The organism is Streptomyces coryli, from assembly GCF_011044975.1.
GTDB lineage: Bacteria > Actinomycetota > Actinomycetes > Streptomycetales > Streptomycetaceae > Streptomyces > Streptomyces coryli.
In genome coordinates, this window is the sequence record NZ_JAAKZV010000168.1 from 1 (window position 1) to 17,708 (window position 17,708).

The 17,708-nt window shown below is 71.1% G+C and carries 18 protein-coding genes and 1 pseudogene; 12 read left to right on the top strand and 7 right to left on the bottom strand.

The features are described 5' to 3' along the window. Positions 1-1,436 (bottom strand): DUF2510 domain-containing protein (locus tag G5C51_RS43275; RefSeq protein ID WP_240929983.1); only part of this gene is annotated, 1,436 nt, incomplete at its 3' end. A 238-nt stretch (positions 1,437-1,674) separates the two neighbouring features. Between G5C51_RS43275 and G5C51_RS28705 the strand changes: the two genes are divergently transcribed. After that, positions 1,675-2,187, top strand: coding sequence for an SsgA family sporulation/cell division regulator (locus tag G5C51_RS28705; protein WP_165241279.1), 513 nt, complete (start codon positions 1,675-1,677; stop codon positions 2,185-2,187). 8 nt (positions 2,188-2,195) lie between these two features. On the opposite strand, the gene G5C51_RS28710 is transcribed toward G5C51_RS28705, so the two are convergent. After that, positions 2,196-3,176 carry a GlxA family transcriptional regulator gene (locus tag G5C51_RS28710; protein WP_165241281.1) on the bottom strand — a complete coding sequence of 327 codons (981 nt, stop codon included), beginning with the start codon at positions 3,174-3,176 and terminating at the stop codon, positions 2,196-2,198. A gap of 71 nt (positions 3,177-3,247) precedes the next feature. On the opposite strand from G5C51_RS28710, the gene G5C51_RS28715 reads away from it, so the two are divergent. Then, positions 3,248-4,537, top strand: coding sequence for an MFS transporter (locus tag G5C51_RS28715; RefSeq protein ID WP_240929984.1), 1,290 nt, complete (start codon positions 3,248-3,250; stop codon positions 4,535-4,537). Here G5C51_RS28715 and G5C51_RS28720 read toward each other — a convergent pair. After that, the gene (locus tag G5C51_RS28720) at positions 4,530-4,904 is read right to left on the bottom strand and encodes a MerR family transcriptional regulator (protein WP_165241283.1); all 375 of its coding nucleotides are present in this window, start codon (positions 4,902-4,904) and stop codon (positions 4,530-4,532) included. The two genes, G5C51_RS28715 and G5C51_RS28720, sit on opposite strands and share 8 nt — an antisense overlap. A gap of 69 nt (positions 4,905-4,973) precedes the next feature. On the opposite strand from G5C51_RS28720, the gene G5C51_RS28725 reads away from it, so the two are divergent. Next, positions 4,974-5,396 carry a hypothetical protein gene (locus G5C51_RS28725; protein WP_165241285.1) on the top strand — a complete coding sequence of 141 codons (423 nt, stop codon included), beginning with the start codon at positions 4,974-4,976 and terminating at the stop codon, positions 5,394-5,396. Here the strand turns inward: G5C51_RS28725 and G5C51_RS28730 are convergent. Continuing rightward, positions 5,362-5,841 carry an AsnC family transcriptional regulator gene (locus tag G5C51_RS28730; RefSeq protein ID WP_206314435.1) on the bottom strand — a complete coding sequence of 160 codons (480 nt, stop codon included), beginning with the start codon at positions 5,839-5,841 and terminating at the stop codon, positions 5,362-5,364. The two genes, G5C51_RS28725 and G5C51_RS28730, sit on opposite strands and share 35 nt — an antisense overlap. A 70-nt stretch (positions 5,842-5,911) precedes the next feature. Between G5C51_RS28730 and G5C51_RS28735 the strand changes: the two genes are divergently transcribed. Further along, on the top strand, positions 5,912-6,904 hold the full coding sequence (locus tag G5C51_RS28735) for a threonine ammonia-lyase (RefSeq protein ID WP_165241287.1): 993 nt from the start codon (positions 5,912-5,914) through the stop codon (positions 6,902-6,904). A gap of 7 nt (positions 6,905-6,911) precedes the next feature. Here the strand turns inward: G5C51_RS28735 and G5C51_RS28740 are convergent, their stop codons facing one another. Continuing rightward, positions 6,912-8,057 (bottom strand): epoxide hydrolase family protein, encoded by a 1,146-nt coding sequence (locus G5C51_RS28740; protein ID WP_165241289.1) that lies wholly within the window; start codon positions 8,055-8,057, stop codon positions 6,912-6,914. 82 nt (positions 8,058-8,139) lie between these two features. Here G5C51_RS28740 and G5C51_RS28745 point away from each other — a divergent pair, with 82 nt between their 5' ends. Together G5C51_RS28745 and G5C51_RS28750 are read left to right on the top strand one after the other, a co-directional pair. Then, positions 8,140-9,198: a helix-turn-helix transcriptional regulator gene (locus G5C51_RS28745; protein WP_165241291.1), complete on the top strand. Its 1,059-nt coding sequence runs from the start codon at positions 8,140-8,142 to the stop codon at positions 9,196-9,198. A gap of 42 nt (positions 9,199-9,240) precedes the next feature. Beyond that, positions 9,241-9,579: a BP74-related protein gene (locus G5C51_RS28750; protein WP_165241293.1), complete on the top strand. Its 339-nt coding sequence runs from the start codon at positions 9,241-9,243 to the stop codon at positions 9,577-9,579. 67 nt (positions 9,580-9,646) lie between these two features. Here the strand turns inward: G5C51_RS28750 and G5C51_RS28755 are convergent. After that, positions 9,647-11,058 (bottom strand): annotated as a pseudogene (locus G5C51_RS28755) (FAD-binding oxidoreductase). Positions 11,059-11,207: 149 nt separating this feature from the next. Between G5C51_RS28755 and surE the strand changes: the two are divergent. After that, complete coding sequence (surE, locus tag G5C51_RS28760) at positions 11,208-12,143, top strand: 5'/3'-nucleotidase SurE (protein WP_165241295.1); 936 nt, start codon at positions 11,208-11,210, stop codon at positions 12,141-12,143. Positions 12,144-12,265: 122 nt separating this feature from the next. On the opposite strand, the gene hppD is transcribed toward surE, so the two are convergent. Further along, on the bottom strand, positions 12,266-13,411 hold the full coding sequence (gene hppD, locus G5C51_RS28765; protein ID WP_165241297.1) for a 4-hydroxyphenylpyruvate dioxygenase: 1,146 nt from the start codon (positions 13,409-13,411) through the stop codon (positions 12,266-12,268). A 112-nt stretch (positions 13,412-13,523) separates the two neighbouring features. On the opposite strand from hppD, the gene G5C51_RS28770 reads away from it, so the two are divergent. Genes G5C51_RS28770 through G5C51_RS28790 form a run of 5 tightly spaced genes read left to right on the top strand, consistent with a single transcriptional unit; the run spans position 13,524 to position 17,699 of the window. After that, positions 13,524-13,997, top strand: a complete 474-nt coding sequence (locus G5C51_RS28770; RefSeq protein ID WP_165241299.1) for an Lrp/AsnC family transcriptional regulator — start codon at positions 13,524-13,526, stop codon at positions 13,995-13,997. A 10-nt stretch (positions 13,998-14,007) separates the two neighbouring features. Then, positions 14,008-14,655, top strand: a complete 648-nt coding sequence (locus G5C51_RS28775; protein ID WP_165241301.1) for an ABC transporter permease — start codon at positions 14,008-14,010, stop codon at positions 14,653-14,655. Next, the gene (locus G5C51_RS28780) at positions 14,648-15,874 is read left to right on the top strand and encodes a betaine/proline/choline family ABC transporter ATP-binding protein (protein WP_165241303.1); all 1,227 of its coding nucleotides are present in this window, start codon (positions 14,648-14,650) and stop codon (positions 15,872-15,874) included. Before G5C51_RS28775 ends, G5C51_RS28780 begins: the two co-directional genes overlap by 8 nt. 53 nt (positions 15,875-15,927) lie before the next feature. Then, positions 15,928-16,719 carry an ABC transporter permease gene (locus G5C51_RS28785; protein ID WP_420824867.1) on the top strand — a complete coding sequence of 264 codons (792 nt, stop codon included), beginning with the start codon at positions 15,928-15,930 and terminating at the stop codon, positions 16,717-16,719. Further along, positions 16,719-17,699: a glycine betaine ABC transporter substrate-binding protein gene (locus tag G5C51_RS28790; RefSeq protein WP_165241307.1), complete on the top strand. Its 981-nt coding sequence runs from the start codon at positions 16,719-16,721 to the stop codon at positions 17,697-17,699. The genes G5C51_RS28785 and G5C51_RS28790 overlap by 1 nt, the downstream gene beginning before the upstream one ends. Positions 17,700-17,708: the final 9 nt, after the last annotated feature.

Genomic DNA, 17,708 nt, shown 5'->3' on the forward strand with positions numbered 1-17,708 from the left:
GGCCCGGCCTGTGCACCTGGTACGGCTGGGGCGCCCGGTCCGCCCTGTGCACCTGGTACGGCCGGGGCGCCCGGTCCTCCCTGTGCGCCGGGTGCGCCTGGTCCGCCGGGGGCGGCGGGTGCGCTCGGCCCTGCCGGTGCGCCTGGCGCGCCGAAGCCGCCGGCGATGGGCCGGTCGCGTCCGGCCGGCGGGGTGTGGCCGGTGGGCGGGGCGGGGCTCAGGTTGTCGGGACCGGTGGTGGCGGGAGCCGCTTCCGCGGATCCCGGCGCGGCCTCGGGACGCGCCAGGTTGCGCACCTCCTGCGCCCACGGGGTCCCGCCGGCCCGCGGGTCCGCGCTCCCGGCGGCCCGGGGGTCGGCCGATGCGGGGGCGGCACCCTCCCGCTGACCGGGCAGGGCGAGGGCCGGCCCGACGCGGATGGCGAGAGTGTTCGTCACATCGCCGCCGGCGCCGTCGCGCTTGGCTTCGGGGCCGATGGACAGGGTCGTGGTGGCGTGGTCGCCCACCGGGGTACGGGCATCCCGGGAGGTGTCCTGTTGACCGGAATCCTCCGCAGCGGAGGACTGCGCGGCGTCGCTGCTGCCCGTACCACCGGAGAAGGCACCGATGTCCAGCCTGCGGATGGCCATCGTGCCGGTGTGCTCGTCCTCGGCGGCGCTGTCCGTACGGTCGCCGGGCGCGCGGTCCGCCGCGGCGTCGCCGGTGGCGGGCAGCGAGGCGGCGGTCTCGGCGCCCCAGGAGATCCGCTCGCCCGGGTTCTGGGCGGCGGCGGAGGCGCGCCAGGCCCAGGTCTGCTCGTTCGGCTGTTCGTCGGCCGCGCGCCCGGCGTCGGCCGAAGACGGCTCTGGGGCAGAGTCCGCGGCCTGACCGGGAGTACGGCCCGCAGCCTCATCCGCGGTCGCGTCAGGGATACGGTCCGCCACCTGCTCAGGAATGCGGTCCGCGGCCTCCCCGGGGTTACGGCCCCCCGACTCCCCGGGGTTACGGTCCACCGACTCCCCGGAGACGCGGTCCCCCGACTGTCCGGGGACACGGTCCGCAGGCTCCGCGGGGACGCGGTCCGCGGGCTCCGCGGTCGTCGCGCCGCCGCCCCCCGCCGGCAGCGGCGTCGGCTCGCCCCACGGCACCGGGGCCTGGATGCCGCCCGTCTCCGCGCCCGCGTCGGCGGGATCGTCGCCGAAGTACACCGGCATCGTCTCCGTCGGCCGCGCGGGCTCGGGGCCCGCCGCGGTCGGCTCCTGGGCCGCGTCAGCGGCATCGGCGGTGTCCTCGCCAGGAGCCGCCGGCGTGCCTTCGCCGTCCGCCGGGGCCGGGCGGCTGGTGCCGGGGACCCAGCCCGTGCCGTTCCAGTACCGGACATAGCCGGGGATCGACGGGTCCGGGTAGTACCCGGGTCCGGGGGCGCCGGATCCGGATGCGGGTGTCGGGGCGTTCATGGGGAACAGGTTAGCCAGCGTGTCGAGCCCTCTGTGCCGCTCCCGGCAGCCGTCCCTCTCCCGGGACTTGCCCGAATTCGCACCCTTGGCCGGTACGCGACGTATTCGAGCCGCCCGCCGCGATCGATTTCACGGACTTCGGCGAAGTCGCGTAATGGACCGGCCACCTGCCCCTCTCTCTTCTTGAGGCGGCCGAATCCGCCATGCCAGCGCAGCGCGTAGAAGACAGGGGGCGCACATGCACACCGACCGCACCAACCACACGGAACACACGGAAGTCGAACGGGAACTCGAGCTGCGGCTCGTCCTCTCCCCCGGCCGGTCCATCGGCGTACCGGCCCGGCTCAGCTATCGCACGGCCGACCCGTACGCCGTGCACGTCACCTTCCACGTCGGCTCCGCCGCGCCGGTGAACTGGACGTTCGCCCGCGAGCTCATGGTCGAGGGCGTCTTCCGCCCCTGCGGCCACGGCGACGTACGGGTCTGGCCGACGAAGGTCGACGACCGCAGCGTCGTCTGCATGGCGCTGTCCTCCCCCGACGGCGACGCGCTGCTCGAGGCCCCGGCGCCGGCGCTGTCCGCCTGGCTGGAGCGCACCCTGCGCGTGGTGCCGCCCGGCGAGGAGAACAACCGCATCGCGATGGACGAGGCGCTGGCCGAGCTGCTCGCGCCCGCGCCGCGCGACGACCTGTGGCTGCGGGACCCGTGGCCGTCGGACGAGTCGCCGGCGCGCGAGCAGGAGCAGGAGTAACGACCGCTCTATGCGGCCACCCCGCGGAAGGTGTTCCGGTAGGCGCTGGGCGAGACCCCCAGCGCCGCCTGCAGGTGCTGGCGCAATGAGGCGCCAGTACCGAAACCGGCCGCCGCGGCGACCCGGTCGACCGGCATATCGGTCTCTTCCAGCAGCTGCCGGGCACGCTCGATGCGCTGCTGGGTGAGCCACTGCACCGGCGTCTGCCCGGTCTCCTCGCGGAAGCGGCGGCTGAAGGTACGTACGGACATCGACTCCTGCCCGGCCAGCTCGGCCAGGCTGATCGACCGGTCCAGGCGGGTCAGCGCCCAGGCGCGGGCTCTGCCGGTGGCGGCGATGCGGGGTTCGGCGACGGGGCGCGGGATGTACTGGGCCTGGCCGCCCTCGCGGTGCGGGGGGACGACGTTGCGACGGGCGACGTCGTTGGCGACGGCCGAGCCGTGGTCGCTGCGGATCATGTGCAGGCACAGGTCGATGCCGGCCGCCTCGCCGGCGGACGTGAGATAGCGGCCGTCCTGGGCGTAGAGGACGCCGGGGTCGAGCCGCACGGCGGGGAAGAGCCGGCGGAAGTCGTCGGCCGAGCGCCAATGGGTGGTGGCGCGGCGGCCGTCGAGGAGGCCCGCGGCGGCGAGGACGAAGGCGCCGGTGCAGATCGAGGCGATCCGGGCGTCCGGCGGGATGCGGTCGAGGATGGCGGCGACCTCGGAGGTCAGCTCCCCGGTGTCCTCGATGATGTCGTGGGCGGCCGGGATGACGACGGTGTCGGCCTCGGCGAGAGCCTCGGGGCCGTGTCCTGCCACGATCGGGAAGTCGGCGTCGGTACGGATCTGGCCGGGCGCAACGGCGCAGGTCAGGACCTCGTAGAGCGGGCGGCCCGCGGACTGCGCGGACGCGAAGAGCTGGTGGACGAGGCCGAGTTCGAGCGGCATCACCCCGTCGCGTACGAAGACGGCGACGTGGTGCCGGTCGGGGTCCTTGAAGGCGCTCATGGCCAGATTCTTTCACAGGCTGTCGATCTCGCCACTGTTTTCGGGCGGGCCGCGGGCGGATCGTCGTAGCCATGACCTCGACGATGACTCCCGAAGCGACCGAAACCCCCGCCCCGCCGCGGCCCCGGCGCGGGCCGCATCGCGCCTGGGTCGTGGTGGCGGCCGCCTGGCTGACGATCGTGGCGGCCGGGGCGTTCTCCACCATGTCCGGGCTGCTGGTGGAGCCGCTGCGAGCGGAGTTCGGCTGGTCGACCTCGTCGATCGGGCTCGCGGCCTCGGTGTCGATGGTGCTGAACGGCGTCGTGGCGCCGTTCTCCGCCGCGCTGATGGACCGCTACGGCATGCGGCGGGTCGCGGTGGCCGCCCTCGCGGTGCTGGGGGCCGGGGCCGGGCTGACGACGGTGGTCGGGGCGCCCTGGCAACTGGTGCTGGCATGGGGCGTGTTGACCGGCCTAGGCGCCGGGGCGCTGGCGACGGTCTTCGCGGCGCAGGTGGTGCAGCGGTGGTTCGTGGCCCGGCGCGGGCTGGTGACCGGGGTGCTGACGTCGGCCGGGGTGCTGGGGCAGTTCGCGTTTCTGCCGGTGCTGTCGTGGATCACCGAGCACGCGGCGTGGCGGGCGGCGCTCGCGGTGCTGGCCGGGGCGGCGCTGGTGGCGATGGCGGTGACCGGGCTGCTGCTGCGCGGCCATCCGGCGGAGGCGGGGGTACGGCCGTACGGGGCACGGGACTTCGTGCCGAAGCCGGAGCCGGCGCCCGGGGCCGCCGCGCGTACGGTCCGGGTGCTGCTGAAGGCGGCCCGTACCGGCCCGTTCTGGCTGCTCTCCGGCACCTTCGCGGTCTGCGGCGCGACCACGAACGGCATCATGTGGACCCACTTCACCCCGGCCGCGCACGACCACGGCATGGCGGCGACGGCGGCGTCCTCGCTGCTCGCGCTGGTCGGCGTCTTCAACGTGGCCGGCACCATCTTCTCCGGCTGGCTCACCGACCGCCTCGACCCGCGCCGGCTGCTCGCCGCGTACTACGCGCTCCGCGGCCTCTCACTGCTCACCCTGCCGCTGCTGCTCGGCCCCGCGGTGCACGGCTCGCTGATCGCCTTCGTGGTCCTCTTCGGCCTGCTGGACGTGGCGACGGTGCCACCGACGCTGGCGCTGATCCGCGAGCACTACGGGCCGGACGCCGCGATCGTCTTCGGCTGGGTGAGCGCGGCGCACCAGGCGGGTGCGGGCCTGATGGCGGTGAGCGGCGGCGCGATCCGCGACCTCTTCGGCACGTACGACCCGATGTGGGTCGCGTCGGGCGCGCTGTGCGCGGTGGCGGCGCTGGTGGCGATGGTGGTGCGGCGGCCGCGGGTCAGCTAGCCGCCGCCGCCTCGGCGCGGGGGCGCAGTGGGCACCCGGTGCCGACCCGGGTGACCAATTCCTCCCGCAGGGCGGCGAGTTCGGCCATCCGGGCGTCGATGAGGACGATCTTCTCCTCGAAGAGCGCGGACAGCGCCTCCGCCTGGTCCGGGGCGTCCCGCAACTCCTCCCGGTGCTGCGCGATCTCGGCGAGCGTGAAGCCGAGCGACTGCGAGGTGCGCACGTATTGCAGCCAGGGGGCCGCCTCCGGCGGGAAGTCGCGGTAGCCGTTCGGCAGCCGCCGGCTCTCTACCAGGCCGACCTTCTCGTAGAAGCGGATGGCGTCCTTGCTCAGCCCGGCCCGGTCGGCCAGCTCCCCGATGCGCATGATCCGTATGCCCCCTCCGCGAATTGCCGCTTGACCTTGGACCGTACTCCACCGTTGAGCATGAACGGCATGAACCTCATGACCGGCACCACCTCCCCCGCCTACCTCCGCCGCGTGCGCGCCAGCGCCTGGTACGACCTCGTCGTCACCGCGGGATTCGCGACGCCGTGGACGTACGAGCTGCTGCACGGCACGCTGGGACTGCTCGGCGGCACCGTGCCCGCGCTCGACCCGATGCAGGTGCTCTACGCGAATCTGATGGGCTCGGTCGTCCTCATCTGGGCCACCCTCCGCCTCACCGGCACCCGGCCGGAGCACGGCCTCTACGACGGCGTCGCCCGGCTGCTCTTCTCGACCTGGTTCCTCTACGCCCTCACCCAGGGTGCTCCCAGCGTGCTGTGGGTCTTCCTCGTCGTGGAGCTGCCCTTCGGTGTGGTCCAGTTGGCACCGTGGGTCGTCAACGCCGTTCGGCGGCCGGTAGCGGCACGGTGAGGCCGGACTTGACCGCTTCGTACGCGGGGAGCGTCTCGTACCGGCGGACCGCCGGGGCGTCGGCGAACAGGCGGCGGGACAGGGCGCGGTTCGCCGCCAGGTCGGCGGTGACGAGGACGACCACGTAGTCCCACTGGCCGACGATCGAGAAGCACTGCTGCACCTCCGGCTCGGCCAGCATGGTGTCGCGGAAGGCGGCGTGGTGGTCGGCGTCGTCGTCCACGAGGGCCACGAGCGCGACGGCCGTCAGGGCGGCGCCGACCGCCGCCGGGTCGACGAGCGCGACCTGGGCGCGGATCACGCCGGCGGTGCGCAGACGGAGGAGGCGACGCTGGACGGCACTCGGGGAGAGGCCGACGGCGTCGCCGAGTTCGTGCAGCGGGCGGGCGGCGTCGACCTGGACCAGGCCGAGGAGCAGGTGGTCGATCTCGTCGAGGGCGGGCACGCAAAAATATTGCACGGCGGCCGGAAAATCTTCAATCGCGTCCGGCGGCCTTCTCTCTAGCGTGAGGGGCATGACGGACACCGACGCGAACCTCGCCACCACCCCCTTCGACACCGACCTCAGCCTCGACCGCATCGCCGAGGCGGCCACCGTGATCGACCCCGCGTTCCTCAACAGCCCGCAGTACTACGACGAGCAGCTCTGCGACCGCCTCGGCCGCCGCGTGCTGACCAAGGTCGAGACGCTCAACCCGCTGCGGAGCTTCAAGGGCCGCGGCGCCGATTTCCTGGTCAGCCGGGTGGCCGCGCCCGGCCGGACGATCGTCTGCGGCTCCGGCGGCGGCAACTTCGGGCAGGCCATCGCGTATGCGGCCACCCGGCGCGGGCTGCGGGCCGAGGTGTTCATGGCCGCCGGCGCCTCGCCGGTCAAGGTCCGGCGGGCGCAGGCGCTGGGGGCCCATGTGCGGCAGGTCGAGGGGTCGCCCAAGGAGCACGCGCGGGCGTACGCGGCCGGGGACCCGCAGCGGATCTTCGTGGAGGACGGGCGGGACGCCGCGATCTCGGAGGGCGCGGGGACCATCGGCGTCGAACTGCTCCGTGGCGGCGCGCAGTTCGACACCGTGGTGCTGCCGGTCGGCGACGGTGCGCTGATCACAGGCGTGGCCCTGTGGATCAAGACGCACGCGCCGCAGGTGCGGGTCATCGGCGCGACGGCCGCCGCCGCGCCCGCGCTGGCGCGCAGCTGGCGGGCGGGCGAGGTGATGGCGGTCCCGCCGCGGAACGCCTTCGCGGCCGGCATCTCCATCGCCGAGCCGGTGCCGGAGGCCGTCGCCAGGACGCGGGCGCTGGTGGACGAGATGGTGGCGGTCGAGGACGAGGAGCTGCTCGCCGCGATGCGGCTGGCGGCCGAGACGCTCGGCGTCATGCCGGAGCCCGCCGGCGCCGCCGGTCTCGCCGTACTCGCCCGGGGAGAGGTCCCGGGCGGTCCGGCGGCAACGGTGCTGACGGGCGCGAACGCCGATCCGGCGCTGTTCGCGGGGATGTGGGCGGGTCAGGAGGCGTAGGTACGGGTCAGGAGGCGTAGAAGGCGCGGAGCTCGGCGGCCAGGACGTCGGGGACCTCCAGGGAGGCGAAGTGGCCGCCGCGGGGCTGCTCCGTCCAGGAGACGATGTTGGTGTTGTCGCGCTCGGCGAAGGGCCGGATCGACTTGAAGTCGTCGGCGAAGACCGTGATGCCGATCGGGCCGGCGTTGACGCGCGGCTCGACGGACTTCTCCGCCTGGTGGTAACGGACCGCGCCTGCCGAGGTGTTGGTGAGCCAGTAGAGGCTGATCTGGGTGAGCACCTGGTCGCGGGTGAGCAGGCTGGTGCCGTTGCCGAAGTTCTCGAAGAGCTCGTTGTACGCGAGCTGGCCGACCGGGGAGTCGCTGAGCGCGGCCGCGATGGTCTGCGGGCGGGAGGCGTTCATGTGCGCGAAGCCGTTGACGGTGTTGAACCAGCCGGCGAACTCCAGCGCCGCGTAATCGGCCGGGGTCATCTTCTCGAACTCGGCGGGGTCGCCGGACGGGAAGGCGAACAGCTGCAGCACGTGGGCGCCGAGGAAGCCCTCGGGGTTCAGGATGGCCAGCTCGCGGGAGACCATGGCGCCGCCGTCGGAGCCGTGGGCGCCGTACGACGCGTAACCGAGGCCGCGCATCAGGGTGTCGAAGGTCCGCGCCACCCGCTCCATGGTCCAGGTGCCCTCGGCGACCGGCGTGCTGAAGCCCATCCCCGGCAGGCTCGGGATCACGACGTGGAACGCCTCGTCCGCCCGGCCGCCGTGCGCCTCGGGGTCGGTGAGCGGCCCGATCATGTCGAGGAAGTCGGCGAACGAGCCCGGATAGGTGTGGGTGAGCAGCAGCGGCGTCGCGTCCTCGTGCCGGGAGCGGATGTGCAGGAAGTGGAGGGTCTGGCCGTCGATCTCGGTCAGGAAGTGCGGGAAGGCGTTCATCCGCGCCTCCTGCGCGCGCCAGTCGAAGGAGGTCCGCCAGTGGTCGACCATGTCGCGCAGGTACGAGACCGGGGTGCCGAGCGCCCAGTCGTCGCTGCCGGGGTTCTCGGCGGGGAAGCGGGTGTTCTCGAGGCGGTGATTGAGGTCGTCGAGCGCCGGCTGCGGGATGGCGATCTCGAACGGCCGGACGGTGAAGTTCTTGCTGGTCAGCTCTTCTTTGAAGGTCATGTGGATAAGGTACGAAGGGTTCCGGCACGCTTCGTTCCTGAATTCCGCGGGCTGCCGAAAATCTTCTTCGGGGGGAGTCGGCATGCTCGAGACGTCGGCCCGGCTGCTGGCGGTCCTCGGGCTGCTGCAGACGCGCGGCACCTGGTCGGGCGCGGATCTCGCCGCGCGCGTCGACGTGGGCGAGCGGACGCTGCGCAAGGACATCGAGCGGCTGCGTGAACTCGGCTACCCCATCGACTCGGTACGCGGCCCGGCCGGCGGCTACCGCCTCGGCGACCACGGCCGGCTGCCGCCCCTGCTGCTGGACGACCAGGAGGCCGTGGCCGTCGCGGTCGGCCTCGGCCAGGTGCGTACGGTCCGCGGCATCGAGGAAGCGAGCGCGCTGGCCCTCACCAAGCTGGAGCACGTCCTGCCCGACCGCCTGCGCCGCCGGGTGCGGGCGCTGCACGACAGCACCGACGTCGGTCCGGCGAACACGGGCACCAACGTCGAGGCACCACCGGTCGACACCGATCTGCTGGCCGAGCTGGCGGCGGCCATCCGCGACCACCAGGCCGTCAGATTCTTCTACGGGGATGAGCAGGAGCCGGCCGAGGCCGAGCCGTATCGCCTGGTGAGCTGGCAGGAGCGCTGGTACGTGGTGGCCCGCCACCGCCCGTCGGGCGCATGGCGCAGCTATCGCGCCGACTGGATGACCCTGCGCGTCCCCGGCGGCGGCCGCTTCACCCCGGAGCCCCTCGACGGCGGCGACTACGCCGCCTTCGTGCTCCGCGACGTGGCATCGACCGGCTGGAAAGTGCACGCCCGCATCGCCGTCGACGCCCCTGCCACCGAGGTCCTCGCCCGCATCAACCCGACCGTGGGCGTGGTCGAAACCGTCGACGACTCGCACTCCGTCCTGGTCACCGGCGCCGACAGCTACGAAATCGTCGCCGTCTGGATCGGCATGCTCGGCCTCGACTTCCATGTGACTGACCCACCCGAACTGGTCACCCACCTGCAGACTCTCGGCCACCGCTACCTGCGCCACTTCCGGCCGACCGCTAGCGCGAGAGCAGATTTTCCCGTTGCGGGCAATAGGTCCGCCTTGCCCTGCACGTATCCCTTTCAGCCCTTTCAGGTGTTACGGCGGCCTCGTTAACGTCAGGCGACCACGCACGCCACCCCACCACAGGGAGTGCACATGGCCTACTTCGCGTTCATGCAGCGGGAGAAGCAAGAGTTCGTCTTCGAGGTGACCAACGAAGCGAGGGTCGCCGAAGCCCGGAAGATCGTGTCGGGCGAAGAGAAGGAATGCGTCCACGTCATGGGCCGGATCGTGCCGCGCAAGCAGCCCTACAACCCGGCGTGGGAATTCCATCTCGACCCGGAGACCATCACCTTCTTCACGATGGCGATCGAGGTGTGCGACGCCAACATGCAGTACGTCGAGGACCATCTGGACGAGGCCGGCGGCGCGTTCCTGCCGGGGCGCTTCTGGTGCCCCTGGGACTCCACCGTCGTCCGTGAGGTCGAGGCCTGATCACGCACCCGCGCAAGCCGGATCACACCCCGTCCCGGGCAGCGCCCGGGGCGGGGCCGCCGCGTCGCTAGAAGACCTTGCCGGGGTTCAGGATGCCCAGCGGGTCGAAGGCCTCCTTGATGCCGCGGTGCAGCTCCAGGGAGACCGGGCCGACCTCCTTCGCGAGCCAGTCCTTCTTCAGCAGTCCGACACCGTGCTCGCCCGTGATCGTGCCGCCCAGCTCCAGGCCGAGATCCATGATCGCGCCGAACGCCTGCTGGGCCCGTATGCACTGATCCGGGTCGTTGCCGTCGAAGCAGACCGTCGGGTGGGTGTTGCCGTCGCCCGCGTGGGCGACGACGCCGATCGGCAGCCGGTACTCATCGGAGAGGCGCGCGACGCCCTCGAAGAACTCCCCCAGCTTCGACCTCGGGACGCAGACGTCATCGATCATGGTCGCCGGCCGGCCGGCTCCCGCCCCGGCGCTTTCGTCGATCATCGATGCCGCCGTGACGGTCTCCAGCGCCGTCAGGGCCGTACGCCGCGCCGCCAGCAGCAGCTCCGACTCCGCCGCGTCCGCCGCCGGCACCACCTCGGTGGCACCCGCGGCCGCGCACAGCTTGCCCAGCGCCGTGAGGTCGGCGGCCGGGTCGTGGGTGTCGAAGGCCGCCAGCAGCAGCGCTTCCGTGGTGTCCGGGAGGTCCATCTTCGTGAAGGCGTTGACCGCGCGGACCGTGGTCTTGTCCATCAGCTCCAGCAAGGACGGGACATGGCCCTGCGCCATGATCTCCCGCACCGCCTCGCACGCGGCCGCCGCCGACCCGAACTCCGCCGCCAGCACCAGCTGCTCCGGCGGCGCCGGCTTCAGCGCCAAGGTGGCTTGCACGACCACGCCCAGGCTGCCCTCCGCGCCGACGAAGAGCCGGGTGAGGTCATAGCCGGCGACGCCCTTGGCCGTACGACGGCCGGTGCGCAGCAGGCGGCCGTCCGCGAGGATCACATCCAGGCCCAGCACATACTCCGCCGTGACGCCGTATTTCACACAGCACAGGCCGCCCGACGCCGTGCCGATGTTCCCCCCGATGGTGCACATCTCCCAACTGGAGGGATCCGGCGGGTAGTACAGCCCGGTCTCCGCCACCTTCCGCGACAGCGCCGCATTGATGACCCCGGCTCGACCACCGCTATCCGGTCCACCGGATTGATCTCCAGGATGCGGTCCATCTTGGTCAGGGACAGGACTATGCACCCCTGCGACGCATTGGCCGCCCCCGAAAGCCCCGACCGAGCACCCTGCGGGACCACGGGGACCCGCAGGGCCGTGGCCGTGCGCATCACATGCTGCACCTGCTCCGCCGTGCGCGGCAGCACGACGACGGCGGGACTGCCCGCATCGCAGAAGCTCGCCATGTCCCGCTCGTAGCCGGCCATGACGTCCGTGTCCGTGAGGATCGCCTCTTCCGGGAGCCCGTCCCGGAGCAGCGAGATGAGATCGGCCATACCTGCAGTAAAACGCCGCCCGGAGATCGCCGAAAGCCCCTGTGGACAACCACGTTCAACTCACTGCGCCGTACACCTTTCAACCTCCAGGTGACACGAGTAAGTTGCCCGCCCGCAGCCAGGCACTGACTTTCATTCAAGGAGGCGACATGTTACGGACCCCAGCACGGATCGGCATCGCCACCATCGCGGCGGCCACCACCGGCGCGTTACTCGCCGGCTCGGCACCCGCGGCGAGCGGCAGCAAGGCCGCCGCCGACCCGCTGAAGATCCTGATCAGCAACGACGACGGCTACAAGCACCCGTACATCCGGCAACTCCAGGCCGCCCTCAAGAAGTCCGGCCACGACGCCGTCATCGTCGCCCCGGCCGACGACCAGTCGGGCAAGGGCACAGGACTGAGCTTCTCCGGCAGCCTCAAGGCCGCCGAGGAGGAGCCCGGCATCTGGTCCGTCAGCGGCACACCGGGGGACGCCGTCACCTTCGGTATCCGCCAGGTCTTCAAGGACGCCAAGCCGGACCTGATCGTCTCCGGCGTCAACGCGGGCCCCAACGCCGGCCCCACCGCCAACCACTCCGGCACGGTCGGCGCCACGGTCGCCGCCAACGACCAGGGCATCCCCGCCGTCGCCGTCAGCGCGGACTTCGACCTCACCAACCCGCAGAACCCGTTCCCCACGGTCCCCCAGGCGGCGGACTTCACCGCCCGCACGGTGGACCGGCTGGCGAAAACGGCACGCTCGGGCCCGCTGCTGCCGTCCCGTACGGCCTTGAACATCAACTACCCGGCGAAGCCCGCCTCCGCCGTCGCCTTCACGAACATCGGCCGTGCCGCGCACATCACCGTCAAGTACGTCCCGGACCCGGCGGCCTGTCCCACCTGCTTCAAGATCACCCCGGGCCTCGACCCCAACGCCCCCGAACCGGTCGGCAACGCGGACACCTCCGCCCTCCGCGCCGGCAAGGTCAGCGTCTCGCTCCTGAACGGAGACTGGGGCGTCCAGGGCTGGGCCTCAGGACAGGGCGGCCCGACCGAGCGCGAGGTACGGATGACCAGGGCGCGACTCCAGGGCCTGGAGCCGTAACGACTCCAGGACCTGGAGCCGTAACCCCGCAACGCATCGAGGAGCCCGCGGCGCGCGCGAAAGCGCGAAAGCGCGAAAGCGCGAAAGCGCGAAAGCGCGAAAGGCGCCGCGGGCCAACCCCGCTACAGATTCCCGCGCTTCTCCTGCTCCCGCTCGATCGCCTCGAAGAGCGCCTTGAAGTTGCCCTTGCCGAAGCCCATCGACCCGTGCCGCTCGATCATCTCGAAGAACACCGTCGGCCGGTCCTGCACCGGCTTGGTGAAGATCTGCAGCAGATAGCCGTCCTCGTCCCGGTCGACCAGGATCTTGAGCTCGCGCAGCGTCTCGACGGGCACCCGGGTCTCGCCCGCCCACTCGCCCAGGGTGTCGTAGTACGAGTCCGGGGTGTCCAGGAACTTGACGCCCGCCGCCCGCATCATCCGCACCGACTCGACGATGTCATTCGTGGCCAGCGCGATGTGCTGCACACCCGCGCCGCCGTAGAACTCCAGATACTCGTCGATCTGCGACTTCTTCTTCGCGATCGCCGGCTCGTTGATCGGGAACTTCACCTTCAGCGTCCCGTCGGCGACCACCTTCGACATCAGCGCCGAGTACTCCGTCGCGATGTCGTCGCCCACGAACTCCTTCATGTTCGTGAAGCCCATGACCTTGTTGTAGAAGGCCACCCACTCGTTCATCTTGCCGAGCTCGACATTGCCGACGCAGTGGTCGATGGCCTGGAAGACCCGCTTGGCCGGCGGCTCGACCATCGGCTCGGCGGCGATGAAGCCCGGCAGGTAGGGCCCGTCGTAGTCCGACCGCTGCACCAGCGTGTGCCGCGTCTTGCCGTACGTGGCGATCGCGGCGCGCACCACCGTGCCGTGCTCGTCCTTCGTCTCGTACGGCTCCTCGATGCCGCGCGCGCCGTGATCCACGGCGTAGGCATACGCGGCCCGGGCGTCCGGCACCTGGATCGCGAGGTCGATCACGCCGTCCCCGTGCTCGGCGACATGGTCGGCGAGGAAGCGGCCCCAGTCCGTCGACGGCTTGATGACGGAGGTGAACACGAACCGCGCCGAGCCGTTCTTCAGCACGTAACTGGCGGTCTCACGGCTGCCGTTCTCCGGTCCGGAGTAGGCGATCAGCTGCATCCCGAAGGCGGTCGAGTAGTAGTGCGCGGCCTGCTTCGCGTTGCCGACGGCGAAGACCACGGCGTCCATCCCCTGCACCGGGAAGGGATCGTCCTGCCGTGCGGTGGAAGTGGGGTTCTCGATGGTCTCAGTCATGGGCGCAGGGTCTCTCCGATCCACAAGATGCGCAATAGTTGCCCGGATCACTGCGCAATCTGCCTAATCTAAGACCCAAGACACCGGACGATCTGTACAGGATGCCTACCTCATGAAGATCGACGAGCTCGACGGCCGCCTCCTCACCCTCCTCGCCGCCGAACCCCGCATCGGCGTCCTGGAGGCCTCCCGCCGCCTCGCCGTGGCCCGCGGCACGGTCCAGGCCCGCCTCGACCGGCTGCAGACGAACGGCGTCATCCGCGGCTTCGGCCCCGACGTGGACCCGGCCGCCCTCGGCTATCCGGTCACCGCCTTCGCCACCCTGGAGATCAGCCAGGGCCAGGGCGCGGACGTCCGCGCCCACCTGGCCTCCGTACCGGAAGTGCTCGAGCTGCACACCATCACCGGCCATGGCGACATGCTCTGCCGCCTGGTCGCTCGCTCGAATGCCGACCTTCAGCGGGTGATCGACCGGGTTGTGGGTTTTGATGGGATCGTACGAGCTTCGACGGCGATCGTCATGGAAAATCCGGTTCCGCTACGGATTGTCCCGCTCGTGCAGCAGGCGGCATCACAAAGGGAGTGAAGGACGGCGGATGAGCTTCTGGGACTACCTGGGCAACCGCTGGTCCCAGCTGCTCGCCGACGCCTTCCAGCACGCCAGCGCGGTCTTCCAGTGCGTGCTCGCGGCCACCATCCTCGGCATCGCGATCGGCGTGCTCACCTACCGCACCGAATGGGGCGGAAACCTGGCCATCGCCTCCACCTCCACCCTCCTCACCATCCCGTCCCTGGCCCTCCTCGGTCTGCTCATCCCGATCATGGGCCTGGGCGTGGCCCCCACCGTCACGGCCCTGACCCTCTACGGGCTGCTCCCCATCGTCCGCAACGCGATCGTCGGTCTGCGCGGCGTGGACCCGCAGCTCATCGACGCGGCGAAGGGCATCGGCATGTCCCGTGTCGCGCGCCTCTTCAAGGTGGAGCTGCCGCTCGCCTGGCCGCCGATCCTCACCGGCATCCGCGTCGCCACCCAGATGCTGATGGGCATCGCCGCCATCGCCGCGTACGCGTCCGGGCCAGGCCTCGGCAACGAGATCTTCCGCGGCATCTCCTCCCTGGGCAGCGCCAACGCGCTCAACCAGGTGCTCGCCGGGACCCTCGGCATCGTCGTCCTCGCGCTGCTCTTCGACGCCGCGTACGTCCTCATCGGCCGCCTCACGATCTCCAGGGGGATCCGTGCCTGACAGCAACGGCGTCTCCGGCGCCAACATCCGGCTGGAGAACCTCACCAAGCGCTACCCGGGCAGCGCCGCGCCCGCGGTGGACAACGTCAGCATGGACATCAAGGCCGGCGAACTCATCGTCTTCGTGGGGCCTTCGGGCTGCGGCAAGTCCACCACCCTGAAGATGATCAACCGGCTGATCGAGCCGACCAGCGGCAAGATCCTCATCAACGACGAGGACGTCACCAACATCGACCCGGTCGGGCTGCGCCGGAAGGTCGGTTACGCGATCCAGTCCTCCGGCCTCTTCCCGCACATGACCGTCGCCCAGAACATCTCGCTCGTACCGAAGATGATCGGCTGGTCCAAGGGCCGCGTGGACGCGCGGGTCGCGGAGATGCTGGATCTGGTCGGCCTCGACCCGACCGAATTCCGCGGCCGCTACCCGCGCCAGCTCTCCGGCGGCCAGCAGCAGCGCGTCGGCGTCGCCCGCGCGCTCGCCGCGGACCCGCCCGTGCTGCTGATGGACGAGCCGTTCGGCGCCGTCGACCCGATCACCCGCGACCACCTTCAGGACGAGCTGATCCGGCTGCAGCACGAGCTGCACAAGACGATCGTCTTCGTCACCCACGACTTCGACGAGGCGATCAAGCTCGGCGACCGGATCGCGGTGCTGCGCGAGCGCTCGCACATCGCCCAGTTCGACACCCCGGAGGCGATCCTCACCAACCCGGCGGACGACTTCGTGTCCGGCTTCGTGGGCGCGGGCGCCGCCCTGAAGCGGCTCAATCTCACCCGGGTACGGGACGTGCCCGTCGTCGAGGTCCCGACCGCCGGCGTGGACGACCCGCTGCAGTCGATCTTCGACATCATGGGCTCAGGATCCGTCACCGAGCTGCTGCTCCTCGACCGGCACAACCGCCCGTACAAGTGGCTGCGCCGCGGCGACCTGATGCGCGCGAAGGGCTCCCTCGCCCGCGCCGGCACGCTGGTCTCGCACCACGTCACCGACGACTCCACGCTGCGCGACGCGCTGGAGGCGGTGCTCACCGACAGCGCCGGGCGGGTCGCGGTGACCGGCAAGAAAGGCGAGTACTTGGGCGTCGTCGACATGGAGACGCTCATGAACTCGGTGCAGGAGCTGCTCCAGGCCGACCGCCTCGACGCGATCGAGCACCGCGCGGAGCTGGCGGACGCGGCCGGCGGGCAGGTGCACCGGGAGCAGGAGGGCGCGTCGTGAGCGCCGAGCCCGGCAAGCCGCCGGCGCCGGACATCCGGGACGAGCCGGAGCTCATCGACGTACTGGAGGAGGAGGCGGGGCAGGACGAGATCCCGCCGCCACCGAAGCCCGCACGCCGCGTCCCGTGGACGAAGCTGGTCATCACCCCGGCCGTGCTGATCGCCGGACTGATCCTCACCTGGCTCTGGTTCACCAACGCGGACCTCGACTCGGTCGCCCGCAACTCCACCGCCAACGGCAACGTCTGGGTCCGGCTGCGCGAGCACATCGAACTCACCGCCATCTCCACCTTCTTCGTGCTGATCATCGCGATCCCGCTCGGCATCCTGCTCACCCGGGCCCGGATGCGTAAGGCCGCACCCTTCGCGATGGCCCTCGCCAACATCGGCCAGGCGACCCCCGCGATCGGCCTCCTCGCGCTGCTGGTGATCTGGCTCGGCATCGGAAAGAAAGCGGCGCTGATCGGCATGGTCATCTACGCCGTGCTGCCGGTGCTCGCGAACACCATCGCCGGGCTGCGCAACATCGACCCGACGCTGATCGAGGCGGCCCGCGGCATCGGCATGTCGCCGATGGGCGTGCTGCGCAAGGTCGAGCTGCCGCTGGCCGTGCCGCTGATCCTGGCGGGCGTACGGACGGCGCTGGTGCTGAACGTCGGCACGGCGACGCTCGCGTACTTCGGCGGTGGTGGCGGCCTCGGCGACCTGATCGCCTCGGGCATCACGAACCAGCGCATGCCGATCCTCGTCCTCGGCTCGATCCTCACGGTGGCGCTGGCGCTGCTGGTCGACTGGCTGGCCTCGGTGGCGGAGCTGCTGCTGCGGCCGCGCGGGCTGGAGGCGTGATGCGGAGATTTCTCGCGGTACGTGCCTCGGTCGCCGTTCTCTCGGCGTCGCTGCTGCTCGCGAGCTGCGGCCTGACCAGCGGCAGCCCGATGGTGGACGACGTGCAGCCCGGCTCGGTGGGCAAGGGCAAGCCGCTCGAGGGGGTCTCGCTCGCGGTGACGTCGAAGCAGTTCAGCGAGCAGCTGGTGCTCGGCACCATCGCCGGGCTCGCGCTGAAGGCGGCGGGCGCGGACGTCGTGGACCGCACCGGCGTGCAGGGCTCGATCGGCGCCCGGGAGGCGGTGAAGTCGGGCGAGGCGGCGCTGATGTACGAGTACACGGGCACCGGCTGGATCACGTATCTCGGCCACGACACCCCCGTGAAGGACCCGCAGCAGCAGTGGCTGAAGCTGCGCGACGAGGACAAGAAGAACGGCATCACCTGGCTACCGCAGAGCTCGCTCAACAACACGTACGCGCTGGCGGTGACGCAGGCGAGCGCGAAGAAGTACGGGCTGAAGACGCTGTCGGACATGGCCGCGCTCGCCAATAAGCAGCCGGCGACGGCGACCTTCTGCCTGGGCGCGGAGTTCGCGTCGCGCGACGACGGCTTTCCGGGTGTCGAGAAGGCGTACGGGATGAAGGTCCCGGCGGGGAACCTGAAGAAGATGGACGACGGCCTCACGTACACGCAGGTCGCGAAGGGCGGCTCGTGCACGTACGCGGCGGTCTTCAACACGGACGGCCGGATCGAGGCGCTGAAGCTGCAGGTCCTCGAGGACGACAAGCGCTTCTTCCCGACGTACAACGCGGCGCCGATGGTGAACTCCGAGGTGCTGGCGGAACACCCGCAGATCGCGGAGGTGCTGGCGCCGGTCACCAAGGCCCTGACGACGGACGCGGCGCGGAAGCTGAACGCGGAGGTGGATGTGAAGGGGCGGCATCCGCATGACGTGGCGAAGGAGTGGCTGGTGGAGGAGGGGTTCATCAAAGAGGGGTGAGGTGGGGTG

Bases quoted from the DNA above. Each gene is read 5' to 3' on its own strand.
- G5C51_RS28775 (WP_165241301.1), top strand. From the start codon at position 14,008: ATGAGCTTCTGGGACTACCTGGGCAACCGCTGGTCCCAGCTGCTCGCC.
- hppD (WP_165241297.1), bottom strand. From the start codon at position 13,411: ATGACTGAGACCATCGAGAACCCCACTTCCACCGCACGGCAGGACGAT.
- surE (WP_165241295.1), top strand. From the start codon at position 11,208: ATGTTACGGACCCCAGCACGGATCGGCATCGCCACCATCGCGGCGGCC.
- G5C51_RS28790 (WP_165241307.1), top strand. From the start codon at position 16,719: ATGCGGAGATTTCTCGCGGTACGTGCCTCGGTCGCCGTTCTCTCGGCG.
- G5C51_RS28740 (WP_165241289.1), bottom strand. From the start codon at position 8,057: ATGACCTTCAAAGAAGAGCTGACCAGCAAGAACTTCACCGTCCGGCCG.
- G5C51_RS28770 (WP_165241299.1), top strand. From the start codon at position 13,524: ATGAAGATCGACGAGCTCGACGGCCGCCTCCTCACCCTCCTCGCCGCC.
- G5C51_RS28720 (WP_165241283.1), bottom strand. From the start codon at position 4,904: ATGCGCATCGGGGAGCTGGCCGACCGGGCCGGGCTGAGCAAGGACGCC.
- G5C51_RS28725 (WP_165241285.1), top strand. From the start codon at position 4,974: ATGAACCTCATGACCGGCACCACCTCCCCCGCCTACCTCCGCCGCGTG.
- G5C51_RS28710 (WP_165241281.1), bottom strand. From the start codon at position 3,176: ATGAGCGCCTTCAAGGACCCCGACCGGCACCACGTCGCCGTCTTCGTA.
- G5C51_RS28715 (WP_240929984.1), top strand. From the start codon at position 3,248: ATGACCTCGACGATGACTCCCGAAGCGACCGAAACCCCCGCCCCGCCG.
- G5C51_RS28735 (WP_165241287.1), top strand. From the start codon at position 5,912: ATGACGGACACCGACGCGAACCTCGCCACCACCCCCTTCGACACCGAC.
- G5C51_RS28745 (WP_165241291.1), top strand. From the start codon at position 8,140: ATGCTCGAGACGTCGGCCCGGCTGCTGGCGGTCCTCGGGCTGCTGCAG.
- G5C51_RS28705 (WP_165241279.1), top strand. From the start codon at position 1,675: ATGCACACCGACCGCACCAACCACACGGAACACACGGAAGTCGAACGG.
- G5C51_RS28750 (WP_165241293.1), top strand. From the start codon at position 9,241: ATGGCCTACTTCGCGTTCATGCAGCGGGAGAAGCAAGAGTTCGTCTTC.